We start from the raw sequence: 14,795 nt of genomic DNA on the forward strand, positions 1-14,795 counted from the left end.
TTACGAAGAAATTTACTAATCGAAACAAGGTATCTCGACGAGTTCGATAAAAAACGTTTCAGGAATGAAAGATAAATACGGCAGCGGCGGGGGCGTTTGAACCGGAGGCGGTATCCGGGCGCTGCGGCAGGGCGCGCGTCACGATTGTTCGTACCGGTGACGGCAAATTAGGCAATGCACTTGACACTCAATGCCGACGGGCGTTTGCGCCGACACATGCATAGTTATGCAAAGGGTTATCAACAGTAGTTGTGGATATCCTTGGCGCAATGATCCGCAGGCGAAAGCCGCCCACGGATCATTGGCGACACGGTCAATGCTCGGGGCCGCCCATCGGGGGCGTGCCCCGGTGTAACAGCCCTGCATTGACGTGAAGTGATGTGACGTGTTGGGACCTCAGGCGGCCGGCTTCTTGCCGACGGTGAAGGCAATCTCGCCCACACCTGCAACCCCTGCGGTGACCTTGTCGCCCGGTTCGAGCGGACCGACGCCGGCGGGGGTGCCGGTGAAGATCAGGTCGCCCGCCACGAGCTTCACGCTGCGCGAGATTTCGGCGATGAGATCGGGCACTGACCAGATCAACTCGTTCAGATCGCCGACCTGACGGTTGTCACCATTCACGTCGAGCCACACGCGGCCGTCCTTCGGATGGCCCACTTCGGCCACGGCATGCAGCGCGCCGCACGGTGCCGATGCATCGAACGCCTTGCCCCAGTCCCACGGACGGCGCGTGTCCTTTGCCTGCTGTTGCAGATCGCGACGCGTCAGGTCGACACCCACGCCATAGCCCCACACGAGCGAGAGGGCTTGCGAAGCGTCCACGTTCTCGCCGTCGGCACCAATGGCCACGACCAGTTCGATCTCATGGTGCAGCTCGCTGGTGAGCGGCGGATAGGGCAGCGTGCCCTCGGCAGCCACCACGGCATCGGCGGGCTTCATGAAGAAGAACGGCGGTTCGCGATCGGGGTTGCTGCCCATCTCACGCGCGTGGGCGGCGTAGTTACGGCCCACGCAGAACACGCGGCGCACGGGGAACCGGGCATCGCTGCCGGCAACTGCAACCGACGCCTGCGGCGCCGGCGAAATGACGAATTGGCTCATGAGAAAACTCGTGGCGTTATTAAAACTTCGGAAACTCTGGAAATGGTCCCCGCGGATTACTTGGCAAACACCTGCGACAGATCGGCAAACGCCTTGAACTCCAGCGCGTTGCCGGCCGGGTCGTAGAAGAACAGCGTGGCTTGCTCGCCCACTTGCCCGGCAAAGCGCACATGCGGCTCGATCACGAAACGGGTGCCTGCCGCGCGCAGACGCTCGGCGAGCGCGTGCCACGCGGTCATGTCAAGGATAACGCCGAAATGCGGAACAGGAACTTCATCGCCGTCGACGGGGTTCGTGATGCGCTTGCCGGCTTCTTCCGGCGAAAGGTGCGCGACCAGCTGATGGCCGAAGAAATCGAAGTCGATCCAGTGATCCGAACTGCGGCCTTCGGGGCAGCCCATCACGCCGCCGTAGAAGCGGCGGGCGGCTTCGAGGTTGTCGACAGGGAAGGCGAGGTGGAACAGGGGCGTGGCCATAAAGGTCTCCGGTGCAATGTGGGGTTGAACGGCGCTTCGGCGGCGGGGTGCGGAAAATGCAGCGCCGTGCGTCGAAATCGGGCCGCCAGACAGCGCGGGCCTATTTGCGGTAAATTCTATCCATCGATAAAAATAATAAGAAACGAATAATTCGGCGACTCAGCATCAAAAATTTCGATTCATGATCCGATACCTCAAAACCTTTGTCACGGCAGCCGAAACCGCCTCGTTCTCGGCGGCGGGGGCGCGTCTCGGTTTGACGCAATCCGCCGTCAGCGCGCAGATCCAGCGGCTGGAGGACGATCTCGGTGTCCTGCTCTTCGAGCGCACCGGGCGCGCGGTGTCGCTCTCCGACGACGGACGGCGTCTGCTCGCGCAGGCGCAGGGCGTCGTGTCGGCCTATCAGTCGATGCGCGGGGAAGCCGGAGCGCAGGGCGCGCAGGCGGCGCTGGCACCCATCCATATCGGCGCCATTCTGACCGTGCAACTGGGTTTGCTGCCCGGTGCGATTCAACGCTGGTCGGCGGCGCCTGCCAGATCGGCCGGGGTCTCGACGAGCGCTGGGTCATTGGCCCCACTGGCATCGGCGTTGCCGCATCTGAACATCGTGCCGGGCATGTCGGTGCAGTTGCTCGCGCAGATCGACGCGCGCGAACTTGATTTGGCCGTGATGATCCGCCCGCGCATCGGCGTGCCGGCTGACATGAAATGGATCACGCTGATGCACGAGCCGTACGTCGCCATCGCGCCCAAGGGCACGCGGGGCACCGTCGCCGACTGGGCGGCGACGCTGCCGTTCGTGCGTTATAACCGGCGCTCGTACGGCGGCGATCTGGTCGAGCGATACCTGCGCCGCCATCGGCTGTGGGTGCGCGAGGGCGTTGAACTGGATGAACCCGAAGTCATCTTGCGCATGGTGCGTGCGCGGCTTGGCTGGGCGATGGTGCCCGCGACGTTGATCGGCTTGCCGTCCGGCGGTGTGGCCACAGGAAAGGCGGCAGCGGCCGGCGTGCAGGTCTTGCCGCTAAGCGGTGTGCCGCTGACCCGCGAGTTGGGGGTGCTGGCGCGTCAGTCGGCGCTCAAGCGCGAGCCGGTGGCGGCGCTGGTGAAGTGTCTGACCGACGAGGCGCAGTCGCGCGGATAAGCGGCCAATAAGGCAGACGACCGGTAATCGCCAATCACCGGTGTCACTTCTGCGAGGGCGTTCCCGCTGCACTCGCGTTGGCTGTTTCGCCCGTCCCGGCGGTGGTTCCCGCGCCATCGATCACCCCACCGCCCAACGCCTGCCAGAGCGCCGCAGTGTCTGCCAGACGCGCACCTTGTGATTCGAGTTGGGCGCGTGTGGCATCCAGCGCCTGACGCTGCGCGTCGAGCAACGAGAGATGACTGATGCCGCCAGCGCGATATCGATCGGCGGCGATTCGGTAAGCCGTCTCGGTGCGCTTCGCAGCGTCGGCCCTTGCCGAAAGCGTATTGGCATCGGCCTCAAGCGCGCGCATCGCATCGGCCACTTGGGCAAGGCCGAGCAGCACTGTGTCCTGATACGACGCCAGCGCGGCGTCGTACGCGGCCACGGCCGAGCGCCGTTGCGCACGCAATTCCCCGCCCCGAAAGATCGGCTGCAACAGGTTCATGCCGATACTCCAGATATTGATGCCATCGCCGAGATCGGCCGTGCGCATACGTTGCGTGCCGAAGCTGCCTGAGAGCGTGAACTGCGGAAACAGGTTGGCCGTGGCCACGCCCACGTCGGCGCTCGCCTTGTGCAACATCGCTTCGGCGGCGCGAATATCAGGGCGGCGCTGCGCGAGCGTCGAGGGCATGGCTACCGGCACGCTCTGCGGCAAACGCAACGACGTGAGATCAATGGCAGGCGACGTGAAGGCACCCGGCGGCTTGCCGAGCCATCGCGCCAGTTGGTGATCGTATTGGGCAATCTGCAAACGCAGCGGCGGCAACTGCGCTTGTGTTTGTGCGACGAGCGCGGCCTGATTCTGCACGTCGAGCACGGCAACGCCGCCTGCGCGCTGGCGTGCCTGTGTGATGTCGAGTTGCGCCTGTTGCGCGGCTAACATGCCCTCCTGCGCAGAGAGCTGCGCACGCAGCGTGGCTTGGCGCAATGCCGCCGTCACCACGTTGCCCGCCAACGTCAGCCGTGCCGCTTCAAGCTCAAAACGCTGGTAGTCGACTTGCGCAGCCAGACCTTCGAGCGCCCGGCGCGTGCCACCGAACACGTCGAGGGTGTACGAGATGTCGATGCTCGCGTTGTAGAGCGTGAATGGCCCCGGATTCGGCACGCCGGTGATGCCCATCGATTGCAGATCGACCTGTTCACGCGTGGCCGAGAGCTTGAGGTCTGCCGATGGTAGCAGCCGTGCACCCGCCTGCCCGCGATAGTCCTCCTGCGCCTGACGTAATTTGGCTTCGGCTTGCTTCAGCGTGGGGCTGTCGGCAAACGCCTGCGCCACGAGGGCATCGAGCGTGGGCGAGGCGAAGCGGGTCCACCAGTCGAGCGGCACGTTCGCATCCGGCGTGAAGGTCTGTGCCTCGCCCTGCCTGCTGCCGGCAGCAGCCGTCGTCAGCGGGGCGGTGCCGGTCGTGTACTGCGCAACGTCGGGCGGCGTGGGTGTCTTGAAGTCGGGGCCAACGGCGCAGGCGCTCAGCAACACAGCGCCTGCCAGCATGGCGGCAGCGGTACGGGGTTGGCCTCGGCTAAATCGGCTCACTCGAATTGCGCGCATGGTGGCCTCAGTCGAGCGTGCGTTTGTAGAACTTCACCGCCACGGTCATCAGCACGGCGGAGAAGACCAGCAGCGGCCACAGATCGTGCCACGCGTCGCCCCAGCCGTTGCCCTTGAGCAGAATGCCGCGAATCAGCCGGTTGAAGTACGTGAGCGGCAGCACGTTGCCGATGGCCTGTGCCCACTCAGGCATGCCCCGAAACGGGAACATGAAACCCGACAGCAGCATGTTCGGAAGAAAGTAGAAGACCGTGAGTTGCATCGCCTGCAACTGGTTCTGAGCGAACGACGACACCGTGATGCCGACGGTCAGATTCGCCGCAATGAACACGAGCGCCGACAGATAGATCGCGATCACGCTGCCCACGAACGGCACGTGAAACACGAACCGCGCGGCGAGCAGGATGATGGTCGCCTGAATCAGGCCGATGGCGATGTACGGCACGATCTTGCCCAGCATCACTTCGATGGGCAGCACCGGCGTGGCGAGCAGATTCTCCATGGTGCCGCGCTCGCGTTCGCGCACGATGGCGAGGCCGGTCATCATCGCGAGCGTCATGGTCAGAATGACGCCCATGAGCCCGGGAATGATGTTGTATTGCGTGATGCCTTCGGCGTTATAGAGCCGGTGCACCTGCACGTCGAATGCGCTTTGTCCGCCCGCGAGCGAGGCGAGCCCGCCCGTCAGGTCCTTTTGTGCAACCGACTGCGCAATCGCCGGCAGGGCACCCAGTGCCGAGGCCATGGCCATCGGGTCGGTGGCATCGGCTTCCACGAGTAGCGCAGGGCGCTCACCGCGCAGCAGGCGTCGTGTGAAATCGGCGGGAATATTCACCACGAACTGCACGCGTCCCTGCGCGAGGGCGGTGCGTCCGGCTTCTTCGCTGTCGAGTGTTTCGGTAAAGCGGAAGTACTCGGAATGCTCCATCGCGGCCACGAAGCTCCGCGTGAACTCGCTGTTGTCGTGAATCAGCGCGGCGGTGGGCATGTGCTTCGGATCGGTATTGATCGCGAAGCCGAAAAGCGTGAGTTGCACGAGCGGCACGCCGATGATCATGGCAAACGTCACCCGGTCACGGCGCAGTTGCAAGAACTCCTTGCACACGATGCTCCACCAGCGCGAGAGCGAGAACCCGAACGTCGCGTTCATGCGTCGTCTCCGAAGTTGTCTTTCGCGTGGCTCATCAGATAGATGAACACGTCTTCGAGGCTGGTGTCGATGGGCGTGACGGTGAGGCCCTTGGCGTCGGCCTGCGCACGCAGCGTTTTCTCCAGTGCGGCCGCATCCTGACCGCTGACGTGCAAAGCGCTGCCGAACGCGACGGTTTGCGCTACGCCCGGTTGTTCGCGCAGCTCACGCGCCAGATCGACCAGGTTGTCGCCGTGCACGGTCCACGTGGACAGGTGCTGGCTTTCGATGACCTCGGCCGCCGTGCCTTGCGCGAGCAACTCGCCGTACGAAATATAGGCGAGCTTGTGGCAGCGCTCGGCCTCATCCATGTAATGCGTGCTCACGAGGACTGAGATGCCTTTCGCGGCCAACTCGTGCAGTTCTTCCCAGAAGTCGCGCCGGGCGGTCGGGTCGACGCCGGCAGTCGGTTCGTCGAGCAGCAACACACGCGGTTCGTGCAGCATGCACGCCGCCAGCGCGAGCCGTTGTTTCCAACCGCCGGAGAGCGAGCCGGTGAGTTGTTTTGCGCGGCCTTTCAAGCCCAGATTCTCGATGGCGCGGTCGACGGCTTCACGGCGATTCGGCATGCCGTACACGCGGGCGACGAAATCGAGATTCTCGCGAATCGTCAGGTCTTCCCAGTAAGAGAAGCGCTGCGTCATGTAGCCGACCTCGCGCTTGATCTGCGCACTCTCGCGCACGATGTCGTAGCCCAGACAGGTGCCGCTGCCAGAGTCGGGCGTGAGCAAACCGCACATCATGCGGATACACGTGGTCTTGCCACTGCCGTTCGGGCCGAGAAAGCCGAAGATTTCGCCACGCCGCACTTGCAGCGAAACGTCCTTGACGACGTGCTTGTCGCCGAAATGCTTGTTCAGGCCATTCACATCGATGGCGAGCGCATCGTCACGCGCGTGCGGTGCCGGGGCGGCGCTCATGGCCGGCTCACCTGTACGGGCTGGCCCGGGTTGAGCTTGACCGCATCTGCCGGCGCCGGATGCGCCTCGACCATGTACACGAGCTTGTCGCGCGTATCGTTGCTGTAGATCACCGGGGGCGTGTATTCCGCTTCGCTGGCGACGTATGTGATGCGGGCGTCGACACCGGCGCCGCACCCGTCACAGGCGATATGCACGGTCTGGCCGGCCTGCAAACTGCCCAGTGCCGACTCGGGGACGAAGAAGCGGACCTTGATGTTCTGCGGCGGCAACAGGCGCACGACCGGGCTGCCTGCATTCACCCATTCGCCGACGCGGTACATCGTGTCGTACACGCGCCCGTCGGCCGTGGCCACGGGGTGCTTCTGCGCGAGTTGCCAGTCGGCTTGAGCGAGCGACGCGCGCGCCACGTCGACCTGTGCCGCTTGCGCCTGACGTTGCGCTTCGCGTCCGGGCAGCCGTGCTACGGCGAGACTGCTTTGCAACTCCTGCACATGGGCCACGCTGCTGCGGGCATCGGCGCGGCTGGCGTCGAGTTGTTCGCGCGAAATACCTCCGGCGGCGTATTGGGCCTGATCGCGGTCGAACTGCGCAACGGCCTTGTCGCGCGTGGCGATGGCTTGCGTAATCTGCGCCTGCGAGACGGCGATTTCGTCGGGACGCTTGCCGGTGTCGAGGTCGCGTAACTGGGCTTGCGCACTGGCGAGCGTTTCGCGCGCGTGGGCCTGTGCGGCCAGTTCATAAGTGGATTCGAGATCGAAGAGGGCGTCACCGGCCTTGACCTGCTGGCCGCGCGCGACCGAGAGCTTCTGCAAGGTGCCGGCCTGCGACGAGGCCACGTTGACGAACTCGCCTTCGGCATAGCCCTGCCACGGCTTGGTGCCGCTATCGCCGCACCCGGTCAGCGCCAGCAGGGCGGCCAGTGCGGCAACGGTCATCACGTTGGTGCTCATGGGGGTCTCTCCCGGCATGATGCGTCTCGTGTCTCTGGTCTCGTGTCCTGAACCAGGAGGTTGTCCGCTGCCACCTTAGCGCAAAAGCGCGTGCTGCCGCAATTCGGGCAAGCGGGGCTGTCCGTCGGGACCGAAGGGCTGTCCATGCGCGGGCCGGGACTCTCTGCTATTGTGCGCACATATCCGGTAGCGCACGGGGGCGCGTGCCGTCAGGGCGCAGCGTGCCGGACCTCATGCAAGGAGCTTGATTTTTATGTCTCACGACACGTTCGACGAAAACGACTGGAAGCGATTCCTCAAACATCTCGGCGAAGACCCGGACCGCCCCGGCCTGCACGAAACGCCTGCCCGCGTGAGCAAGGCTTGGCGCCAATGGACGTCCGGCTATGGGCAAGACCCGGCCGAGGTGCTCAAGGTCTTCGAAGACGGCGCAGAGCAATACAACGAATTGATCGTCGTGCGCGGTATTCCTGTGTACAGCCATTGCGAACACCACCTTGCGCCGTTCTTCGGCAAGGCGACCATCGGCTATCTGCCGAACGGCAAGATCGTGGGTCTCTCGAAACTCACGCGGCTGGTCGATTGCTTTGCACGCCGCTTGCAGGTGCAGGAGCGCCTGACCGTGCAGATCGCCGATGCGTTGATGACGCACCTGCAACCGAAGGCGGTTGGCGTGGTGGTGTCGTGCCGCCACATGTGCATGGAGAGCCGTGGCATTCGTACGGCGGGCGAGGAAACGGTGACGTCGTCGATGCTCGGCGAATTGCAGCCGAACCTCGCACTGCGCACGGAATTTCTCGCGCTCGCACGCGACAAGTAAAGCGACTCACGAAGTCAGCCGACGCATCAGCAAAAAGCGCCGACCGGATTGCCCGGGCCGGCGCTTTTTTCATGTGCGGCTGACGTTGCGTCGCCGCCGTCGGTGACCGTTATCGCGCGTAGCGGGCGACGATGGTCGAGCCGTTGAGCGTATGGCCGGCGAGCGCAGCCGTCAGGCCGTTGGCGTCGAGGCCCGGCGGCAGGCGGCCCGGTTCGAGATCGGTGGCCGTTACGCTGATGATGTAGTGATGCGGCGAGTCGCCCACGGGCGGGCAGGCGCCGCGATAGGCGGTGGCGCCGCTGATGTTCTTGCCGACGGTGACCTGTGCGGTCGTTTCGTTGCCTGCACCGGCGGCCAGCCCGGTAGTGGTGGCCGGGATGTTGTAGGCGAGCCAATGCACCACACCGCCGCCCTTGGCCCCGTCGGGGTCTTTCATCGTCACGACGACGCTGCGCGTGCCTTGCGGCAATTGCTTCCACTCGACGGGCGGGCTGACGTTTTGTCCACCGCATTCGCCAAGCCCCGCGTGCGCGGCGGGCAGCATGCCGTTATCGGGGAATGCGCTCGACGACACGCTCATGCCTTCGGCCGCTTGCGCAACGCTCGTGCCTGCCGACAGCACACCCAAGGTCAGCGCGATCGCCATCGCGCTGGCATGGCGGCGGGTGACGAGACGCTTGCGGCCGGACAGTCCGGGGACTTCAAACTTCAGATTCATGGGCGTTCCCTCCTCATTTGGCGGAAGCAATGATGAGCTTGAATGGTAGTGCAAGCAGTGCCGTGCCCGCTACACCCGCGCACCAGAGGGCGATGAACCACCCCCAGCGGACCAGCGCTTGCCGCCAAGCCGGGGCGACGGCGGCCGTGCTGGTCACGTCTTGACGTTCGCGATCGCGGCGCACGGCGGGCCGCGTGAGATCAGTGATAGTGCGCATCGTGTGCCACCTTGCCGCGAAAGACCCAGTACGCCAGCATCGTGTAGGCGAGGATCACCGGAATGATGAATGCTGCGCCCCACAGCGTGAATGACAGGCTCGATGCCGGGGCTGCGGCCTCCCACAGCGTGACGCCCGGCAGAATCGCGTACGGATACGCGCTGATGAGCAGCCCGCTGTAGCCGAGAAACACGAGACCGATGGCGAGCCAGAACGGCGTGGCGTCATGCGCGCGCCGGAGCACACGTCGCATCACGAACGTGGCACCGGCCACGAGGAACGGCACCGGCAGCATGCGCCAGAACCATTCGCCGTCGAACCAGCGCTCGGCCACGAGCGGCAGACGCAGCGGCGTCCAGAACGAGACGATCACCATCGTGCCGACCAGCGCCAGCGTGAGCGGCCACGCGAGCGTGCGCAGGCGGCGCTGCAAATCGCCCTGCGTCTTGCCGATCAGCCAGCACGCGCCCAGCAGCGCATAGGTGACGAGCAGACCTAGCCCCGTGAACAGGTTGAAGGCGGTCAGCCATGCGAAGGCATCGCCCGAGAACTGACCGTTCTCCACGGGAATGCCCGACAGATACGCGCCCAGCGCCACGCCTTGAAAGAACGTTGCGCCTGCCGAACCGCCGATAAAGGCCAGATCCCACCATTGCCGCGTGCGGCGCGACTTGCCGCGAATTTCGAACGCCACGCCGCGAAAGATCAGGCACACCAGCATGAAGACCAGCGGCAGATAGAGCGCGGAGAGCAGCACCGAATACACCATTGGGAACGCGGCGAGCAGGCCTGCGCCACCCAGCACGAGCCACGTCTCGTTGCCGTCCCACACGGGGGCGACCGAATGCATCATGACGTCGCGTTCGCTGGCGTCGGGAAAGAACGGGAAGAGAATGCCGATGCCGAGGTCGAAGCCGTCGAGCACGACGTAGAGAAAGAGGCCGAGCGCGATGATGGCGGCCCAGGCTAAGGTCAGATCCATGAGAGTTCTCGAGTTGGCGGGTGTCGATTGCGTTCAGAACGCGCGTCAATCATCAGTAAGCAATCGCGAGCGGGGCGTCGGGTTGCGTGCTCTGCGGGTCGGGGGTGTCAGCCGAATCGGGGCCGCCGCGCAATATCTTCAGCAGGTAATAGATGCCGGTGCCGAACACGAGGAAGTACGCGATCACCAGCACCAGCAGCGACACCTGCACCTGCTGTGCGCTCACGGGAGAGAGCGCGTTGGCGGTGCGCATCACGCCGTACACCACCCACGGCTGGCGTCCCGCTTCGGTCGTGACCCAGCCGGCAAGCAGTGCGATAAAACCGGTCGGCGAGAGCCACAGCACGGCGCGTGCGAATCCGCGTGATGTGAACAACTTGCCACGCCGGCGCAGCCACACGGCGGCGATGGCGACAGCGATCATCGCAAGGCCGAGGCCGACCATCACGCGAAAACTCCAGAACACCAGCGGCACGTTGGGCCGTTCATCCTTCGGGAATTCCTTCAGGCCGCGAATCTCGCCGTCCCAGCTGTGCGTGAGGATCAGGCTGGCCAAGTGCGGCACTTCCACGGCATAGCGGGTCGTTTCGGTCTTCATGTCGGGCCAGCCGAAGAGGTTGAGCGGTGTGCCGCCCGTCTTGGTCTCCCACAGCCCTTCCATGGCCGCGAGCTTGGCCGGTTGATGCTCACGTGTGTTCAGACCGTGCAGGTCGCCCACGAACGCTTGCAGCGGCGCAAAGATCAGCAGCAGCCACATCGCCATCGAGAACATCGTCTTCACCGCCGGGTCGCGGCGCCCGCGCAGCAGATGCCATGCGCCGGTGCCCGCGACGACCAGCGCGGCCACCACGAACGCGGCAATGCTCATGTGCGCGAGACGATACGGAAACGACGGGTTGAAGATCACGTCCCACCACGACAGCACCACCACGCGCCCGTCGACGATTTCGTAACCCTGCGGGGTCTGCATCCAGCTATTCGACGCGAGAATCCAGAACGTGGAAATCAGCGTGCCGACGGCCACGCACAACGTCGCGCCGAAGTGCGCACGCGGGCTGACGCGGTTCCACCCGAAAAGCATGATGCCGAGGAAGCCGGCTTCGAGAAAGAAGGCGGTCATCACTTCATAAGTCAGCAGCGGCCCCGTCACGGCGCCGGCAAAACTTGAGAAGCCCGACCAGTTGGTGCCGAACTGATACGCCATCACCACGCCGGAGACCACGCCCATGCCGAAACATACGGCGAAGGCCTTCGACCAGAATTTGCACAGGTCGAGATAGTGCTGCTGGCGTGTCTTGAGCCACATGCCTTCGAGCACGGCGATAAAGCTGGCCAGCCCGATGGAGACGGCGGGGAACACGATGTGAAACGAGACCGTGAACGCAAACTGAATGCGCGCGAGGTCGAGAGCTTCGGGAACGACTGTCATGATGCGCTCTATGTAAGTAGATGGCCCTGTCTTGTATGTATTTATTGATGGTATTTCACCATCTGTTTGCGTACATAGTAGGGCTTGCTGCATTGCAGCACGCGTGACAAGTCGTCGCATGTGGCGCAATGACGCGCCACAGCGATCCCTCAAATAGCTCGCTATTTGTATGTTTTATAAGGGATTTATGTCGGCGCCCCGTGCGACGTCATGTCACACGGGGCAGGGCTCAACTGAGCAGGCTGGCCCCGATATTGATCGACAGGCCCAGTACGGCCAGATTGAAGAAGAACGAGAGGATGGCCTGCGCGAGCGTGGCGCGACGCATACGGCGCGAGGATAGGCCGACGTCGGCGGTTTGCGAGGCGACGGCAATGGTGAACGAGAAATACAGGAAGTCCCAATAGTCCGGGTCGCAGTTGCGATCGGGCCAGACCAGCGCGTAGGGCGATTCGGTATCGGTGAAGTACAGGCGGGCGTAATGCAGCGTGTAGATCGTCGGCACGAGAAACCAGCCGGCGATGAGTGTTGCGGCGGCAAACAGCACGTGTTCCGACGCTTGATGCGGCACGCCACTCTTGGCGTTCGCCAGTTCATGCACGATCGCCACCACACTCGCCAGCGCCGACAGGCAGACCACCGTGAGCACGATCACCGCACTCTGGTCTTCCTGCTCGGCAAAGCGCTCGATGCTGCGTTTGGGGGCGGTGACCATCATGAACCAGATCATCGCCAGATACGACCACGCGCCCGCGTTCCAGCCGATCAGCGTACGCGTGACCGGGCTGAAATGACCCTGCACGAAGATGCCCACCAGCACGCCCACGGCGATGGCGATAAGCAGCCGGGGATGAAAGCGAACCAGATGCGGGAAGAGCTTGGCGTTCATTGGCGAAGTCCGGACGGCGGCCGGGGAGGGCCGCCAGTGCACAGATTATCGCCCACGCTGCCTTCGCCGACGCACTCGCCACTGTCACCATTCATTTCTGGCACCGCGGCTATCCCCGCGCGAGCACCATCAAGACGAAGATCGTGTTGTTGATGGCGTGCATCGCAATGGAGGCACCCAGTCCGTGGGTCTTCTTCGCGAGCCATCCGGCGGTGAGACCGAACGCGAAGAGGAACAGGAAGTGCTTCGCGTCGGCGTGAACGGACGCAAAAATAGCCGCCTGCCAGAGGTTCGCCGCAACGAAGCTCATATGGCGGGTCAGACCGCCGAGCAAGCATCCGCGGAAGACGAACTCTTCGACGAAGGGCACCGCCACCGCGATTAGCAACAACGCGAGCCCGGGGCCGCCCAACTGCGCTGCACCGCGCACGACGAAATCGTTCACGGTTTGGGGCGCCGTGGGGAGCATGTGGCGTGCGATTGCCCATGCGCTAAGCGCGGCGAAGACAAGCAGCACGGCCGGCCAGATGAACCAACGAGCTTTCCATGGCCCGGAACCGAGCCACTGACGCCAGCCGAAGCGCCAGACCATGCGCGCCAGTGCGAGCGCGATGACGCCGAGGGTGATGAAGTGGGCAATGGCCAGCTTCGGTTGCGCGGGCGGCAGGCCGGTGCCGGTGCCGGCACCGGGAGGCGTCGGCGCGAACTGTCCCATGACGAGCGCAGGAACGACCCACGAGGCGAGGCAGAACACGGCCAGTGCATACCAGGCATGGCGCAAGCCGATGCGCTCGAAGATCGCCGCGAGCGGACGGCCCTTGCGCGCTCTCACCGTGCCGACGTAGTGGGCTGGGAACATCAGAATGCCCGGCGCCAGCACGATGCAAACACTGGTGCCCAGCAGCGTCAACAGCAGCGCCGCGAAGACTGGACGCATGGCGGCGCCCGGATCGATCGTCAGCAGGACGGCATACGATCGCGCCAGTTGCCAGCGGCTGCCGGTGTCGTGTTCGAGCGAGGACTGAATCGCCGCCGCTGCTGCCTTGCCGTCGCGGGCCGCGAGGCCGACCGAGAGACGCAGCGCACGGAGTTGCGTTGTCTCGGGGCCGCCGGGTTTGGATTCGGACAGCGCACGTTGGGCGCTGGCGACGTCACCCGCCTGAAGGTAGGCACGCGCGCTCGTATAAGGATCGATTTTGAGGCCGGCGTCCTGCATGCGAACCAGCAGATCGCGGGCGGTCGTGCCCGGCAGCACATCGTAGGCGGTGTTGATGCGCCCGCTGGCCATCCAAGGCAGATTCGGCACCGGCGCCTTCATCAACAAACGCTTGGCCTCGGCCTTCTCGCCGGTGGTGGCGAGGTGGCGCACGGCGATCAACAGCACGGGCGTCTCTGTCGTCAACTCGGCGGCGTCGACGGCCTGAATGCCCGCGTTGATCTTGTCCTGAACGGCTTCGTAGGCGTTGGCGAGCGCGGCGTGCAGACGGGCGCGATCCTGCGGCGGCCATTGTCTGGCGTTGGGCAGAAGCGCCATGCCTTGCTCGACGGCCTCTTTGCCGTAGACGCCTTGCAGCAGATACAGCGCCACTTCCGGCACGTTGCTGAATTTGTCTTTCAGCGTTTGCCGGCAGGACTTGAGGTCGGCCTGCGCCTGCTCGGTCCAGTGCGAGTCCTCGGACCACGCGTAGTTCTGGATGAACTGACAGCGCGCTAACGCGAGCGCCGAGTCTGTGGGACGGGCGCGGGCCGACGCATCGAGCGTGGCGACGATCTCGCGATACTTGGCGAGCGAGGCGGCGTCGACCTGCCGGGTCATGGCGTCCTGATCCGGCAGCGCATTGCCCGAGGCTGGCGCAGCAAGCAAAGGGGTGAACGAGGGAAAGCCGAGGGTGGCCAATGCCACGCAAAGAAGGAAGCGAGACAAGCGATGCACGCGTGATTTCCCCAGAATGTTGTTGTCGCCAACCGCCGAATTCGCGAACCGTCAGCCTGATTGGCTTAACGACAGATGGGGCGCGAACTGTAATGTGCGCCCGGTTTCGCGATTCACTGCTTGTGGGAGGGGGCATCGTCGGCGTCGCCGTGCATGTCACTGGGCGATTGCCCCGCCGTCGCCTATCAGGCCGACGCACGCTAATCCACGGCAATGCACGCCAATGGTGCGCCGCCGCATCGCGATGCGGCATTGTGCCCGTTGCGATGTCATGCCCGGCGCAGTGTTTCGCTGCTGAAAACAGTAACCTCGCGCATTCCTTCGTCTTCGGCAATGCCCCGAAAGCCCCGATGCACGGGCTTCACCGGAAATTCTTCGCATCGCTGACCTCCCCATGGCACGCCACTTGCTAATCCTTGCATAAGGC

General features: G+C 64.3%; 14 protein-coding genes. 2 read left to right on the forward strand and 12 right to left on the reverse strand.

The features are described from left to right. Positions 1–396 precede the first annotated feature (396 nt). On the reverse strand, positions 397–1,101 hold the full coding sequence (locus CDV44_RS05020; RefSeq protein WP_087686931.1) for a fumarylacetoacetate hydrolase family protein: 705 nt from the start codon (positions 1,099–1,101) through the stop codon (positions 397–399). Between the two features lie 56 nt (positions 1,102–1,157). Continuing rightward, the gene (locus CDV44_RS05025) at positions 1,158–1,577 is read right to left on the reverse strand and encodes a VOC family protein (RefSeq protein WP_087686932.1); all 420 of its coding nucleotides are present in this window, start codon (positions 1,575–1,577) and stop codon (positions 1,158–1,160) included. A gap of 181 nt (positions 1,578–1,758) precedes the next feature. Here CDV44_RS05025 and CDV44_RS05030 point away from each other — a divergent pair, with 181 nt between their 5' ends. Further along, on the forward strand, positions 1,759–2,721 hold the full coding sequence (locus tag CDV44_RS05030) for a LysR family transcriptional regulator (RefSeq protein WP_087686933.1): 963 nt from the start codon (positions 1,759–1,761) through the stop codon (positions 2,719–2,721). Between the two features lie 43 nt (positions 2,722–2,764). On the opposite strand, the gene CDV44_RS05035 is transcribed toward CDV44_RS05030, so the two are convergent. Genes CDV44_RS05035 through CDV44_RS05050 form a run of 4 tightly spaced genes read right to left on the reverse strand, consistent with a single transcriptional unit; the run spans position 2,765 to position 7,380 of the window. Continuing rightward, positions 2,765–4,318, reverse strand: a complete 1,554-nt coding sequence (locus tag CDV44_RS05035) for an efflux transporter outer membrane subunit (RefSeq protein ID WP_087686934.1) — start codon at positions 4,316–4,318, stop codon at positions 2,765–2,767. Between the two features lie 7 nt (positions 4,319–4,325). After that, complete coding sequence (locus tag CDV44_RS05040; RefSeq protein WP_058378035.1) at positions 4,326–5,468, reverse strand: ABC transporter permease; 1,143 nt, start codon at positions 5,466–5,468, stop codon at positions 4,326–4,328. After that, positions 5,465–6,427: an ABC transporter ATP-binding protein gene (locus tag CDV44_RS05045; protein ID WP_087686935.1), complete on the reverse strand. Its 963-nt coding sequence runs from the start codon at positions 6,425–6,427 to the stop codon at positions 5,465–5,467. Before CDV44_RS05045 ends, CDV44_RS05040 begins: the two co-directional genes overlap by 4 nt. Then, positions 6,424–7,380 (reverse strand): HlyD family secretion protein, encoded by a 957-nt coding sequence (locus CDV44_RS05050; RefSeq protein ID WP_087686936.1) that lies wholly within the window; start codon positions 7,378–7,380, stop codon positions 6,424–6,426. The genes CDV44_RS05045 and CDV44_RS05050 overlap by 4 nt, the downstream gene beginning before the upstream one ends. Before the next feature lie 253 nt (positions 7,381–7,633). On the opposite strand from CDV44_RS05050, the gene folE reads away from it, so the two are divergent. Then, on the forward strand, positions 7,634–8,200 hold the full coding sequence (gene folE / locus CDV44_RS05055) for a GTP cyclohydrolase I FolE (protein WP_058378038.1): 567 nt from the start codon (positions 7,634–7,636) through the stop codon (positions 8,198–8,200). Between the two features lie 109 nt (positions 8,201–8,309). On the opposite strand, the gene CDV44_RS05060 is transcribed toward folE, so the two are convergent. The 6 genes from CDV44_RS05060 to CDV44_RS05085 form a co-directional block, all read right to left on the reverse strand. Then, on the reverse strand, positions 8,310–8,918 hold the full coding sequence (locus tag CDV44_RS05060; RefSeq protein ID WP_087686937.1) for a YbhB/YbcL family Raf kinase inhibitor-like protein: 609 nt from the start codon (positions 8,916–8,918) through the stop codon (positions 8,310–8,312). Between the two features lie 13 nt (positions 8,919–8,931). Further along, positions 8,932–9,135: a hypothetical protein gene (locus CDV44_RS05065; protein WP_087686938.1), complete on the reverse strand. Its 204-nt coding sequence runs from the start codon at positions 9,133–9,135 to the stop codon at positions 8,932–8,934. After that, positions 9,119–10,117, reverse strand: a complete 999-nt coding sequence (gene cydB / locus CDV44_RS05070) for a cytochrome d ubiquinol oxidase subunit II (protein ID WP_087686939.1) — start codon at positions 10,115–10,117, stop codon at positions 9,119–9,121. Before cydB ends, CDV44_RS05065 begins: the two co-directional genes overlap by 17 nt. Before the next feature lie 52 nt (positions 10,118–10,169). After that, positions 10,170–11,546 carry a cytochrome ubiquinol oxidase subunit I gene (locus CDV44_RS05075; RefSeq protein WP_305790812.1) on the reverse strand — a complete coding sequence of 459 codons (1,377 nt, stop codon included), beginning with the start codon at positions 11,544–11,546 and terminating at the stop codon, positions 10,170–10,172. Positions 11,547–11,775: 229 nt separating this feature from the next. After that, complete coding sequence (locus CDV44_RS05080; protein ID WP_087686940.1) at positions 11,776–12,435, reverse strand: DUF1345 domain-containing protein; 660 nt, start codon at positions 12,433–12,435, stop codon at positions 11,776–11,778. Positions 12,436–12,544: 109 nt separating this feature from the next. Further along, complete coding sequence (locus CDV44_RS05085; RefSeq protein ID WP_141118678.1) at positions 12,545–14,368, reverse strand: CPBP family intramembrane glutamic endopeptidase; 1,824 nt, start codon at positions 14,366–14,368, stop codon at positions 12,545–12,547. Positions 14,369–14,795 lie beyond the last annotated feature (427 nt).

This window comes from Pandoraea sp. PE-S2R-1 (assembly GCF_002179865.1).
Taxonomy (GTDB): Bacteria; Pseudomonadota; Gammaproteobacteria; order Burkholderiales; family Burkholderiaceae; genus Pandoraea.

Coding starts and splice junctions, on each gene's coding strand:
- CDV44_RS05020 (WP_087686931.1), bottom strand. CDS start 1,101: ATGAGCCAATTCGTCATTTCGCCGGCGCCGCAGGCGTCGGTTGCAGTT.
- CDV44_RS05025 (WP_087686932.1), bottom strand. CDS start 1,577: ATGGCCACGCCCCTGTTCCACCTCGCCTTCCCTGTCGACAACCTCGAA.
- CDV44_RS05030 (WP_087686933.1), top strand. CDS start 1,759: ATGATCCGATACCTCAAAACCTTTGTCACGGCAGCCGAAACCGCCTCG.
- CDV44_RS05035 (WP_087686934.1), bottom strand. CDS start 4,318: ATGCGCGCAATTCGAGTGAGCCGATTTAGCCGAGGCCAACCCCGTACC.
- CDV44_RS05040 (WP_058378035.1), bottom strand. CDS start 5,468: ATGAACGCGACGTTCGGGTTCTCGCTCTCGCGCTGGTGGAGCATCGTG.
- CDV44_RS05045 (WP_087686935.1), bottom strand. CDS start 6,427: ATGAGCGCCGCCCCGGCACCGCACGCGCGTGACGATGCGCTCGCCATC.
- CDV44_RS05050 (WP_087686936.1), bottom strand. CDS start 7,380: ATGAGCACCAACGTGATGACCGTTGCCGCACTGGCCGCCCTGCTGGCG.
- folE (WP_058378038.1), top strand. CDS start 7,634: ATGTCTCACGACACGTTCGACGAAAACGACTGGAAGCGATTCCTCAAA.
- CDV44_RS05060 (WP_087686937.1), bottom strand. CDS start 8,918: ATGAATCTGAAGTTTGAAGTCCCCGGACTGTCCGGCCGCAAGCGTCTC.
- CDV44_RS05065 (WP_087686938.1), bottom strand. CDS start 9,135: ATGCGCACTATCACTGATCTCACGCGGCCCGCCGTGCGCCGCGATCGC.
- cydB (WP_087686939.1), bottom strand. CDS start 10,117: ATGGATCTGACCTTAGCCTGGGCCGCCATCATCGCGCTCGGCCTCTTT.
- CDV44_RS05075 (WP_305790812.1), bottom strand. CDS start 11,546: ATGACAGTCGTTCCCGAAGCTCTCGACCTCGCGCGCATTCAGTTTGCG.
- CDV44_RS05080 (WP_087686940.1), bottom strand. CDS start 12,435: ATGAACGCCAAGCTCTTCCCGCATCTGGTTCGCTTTCATCCCCGGCTG.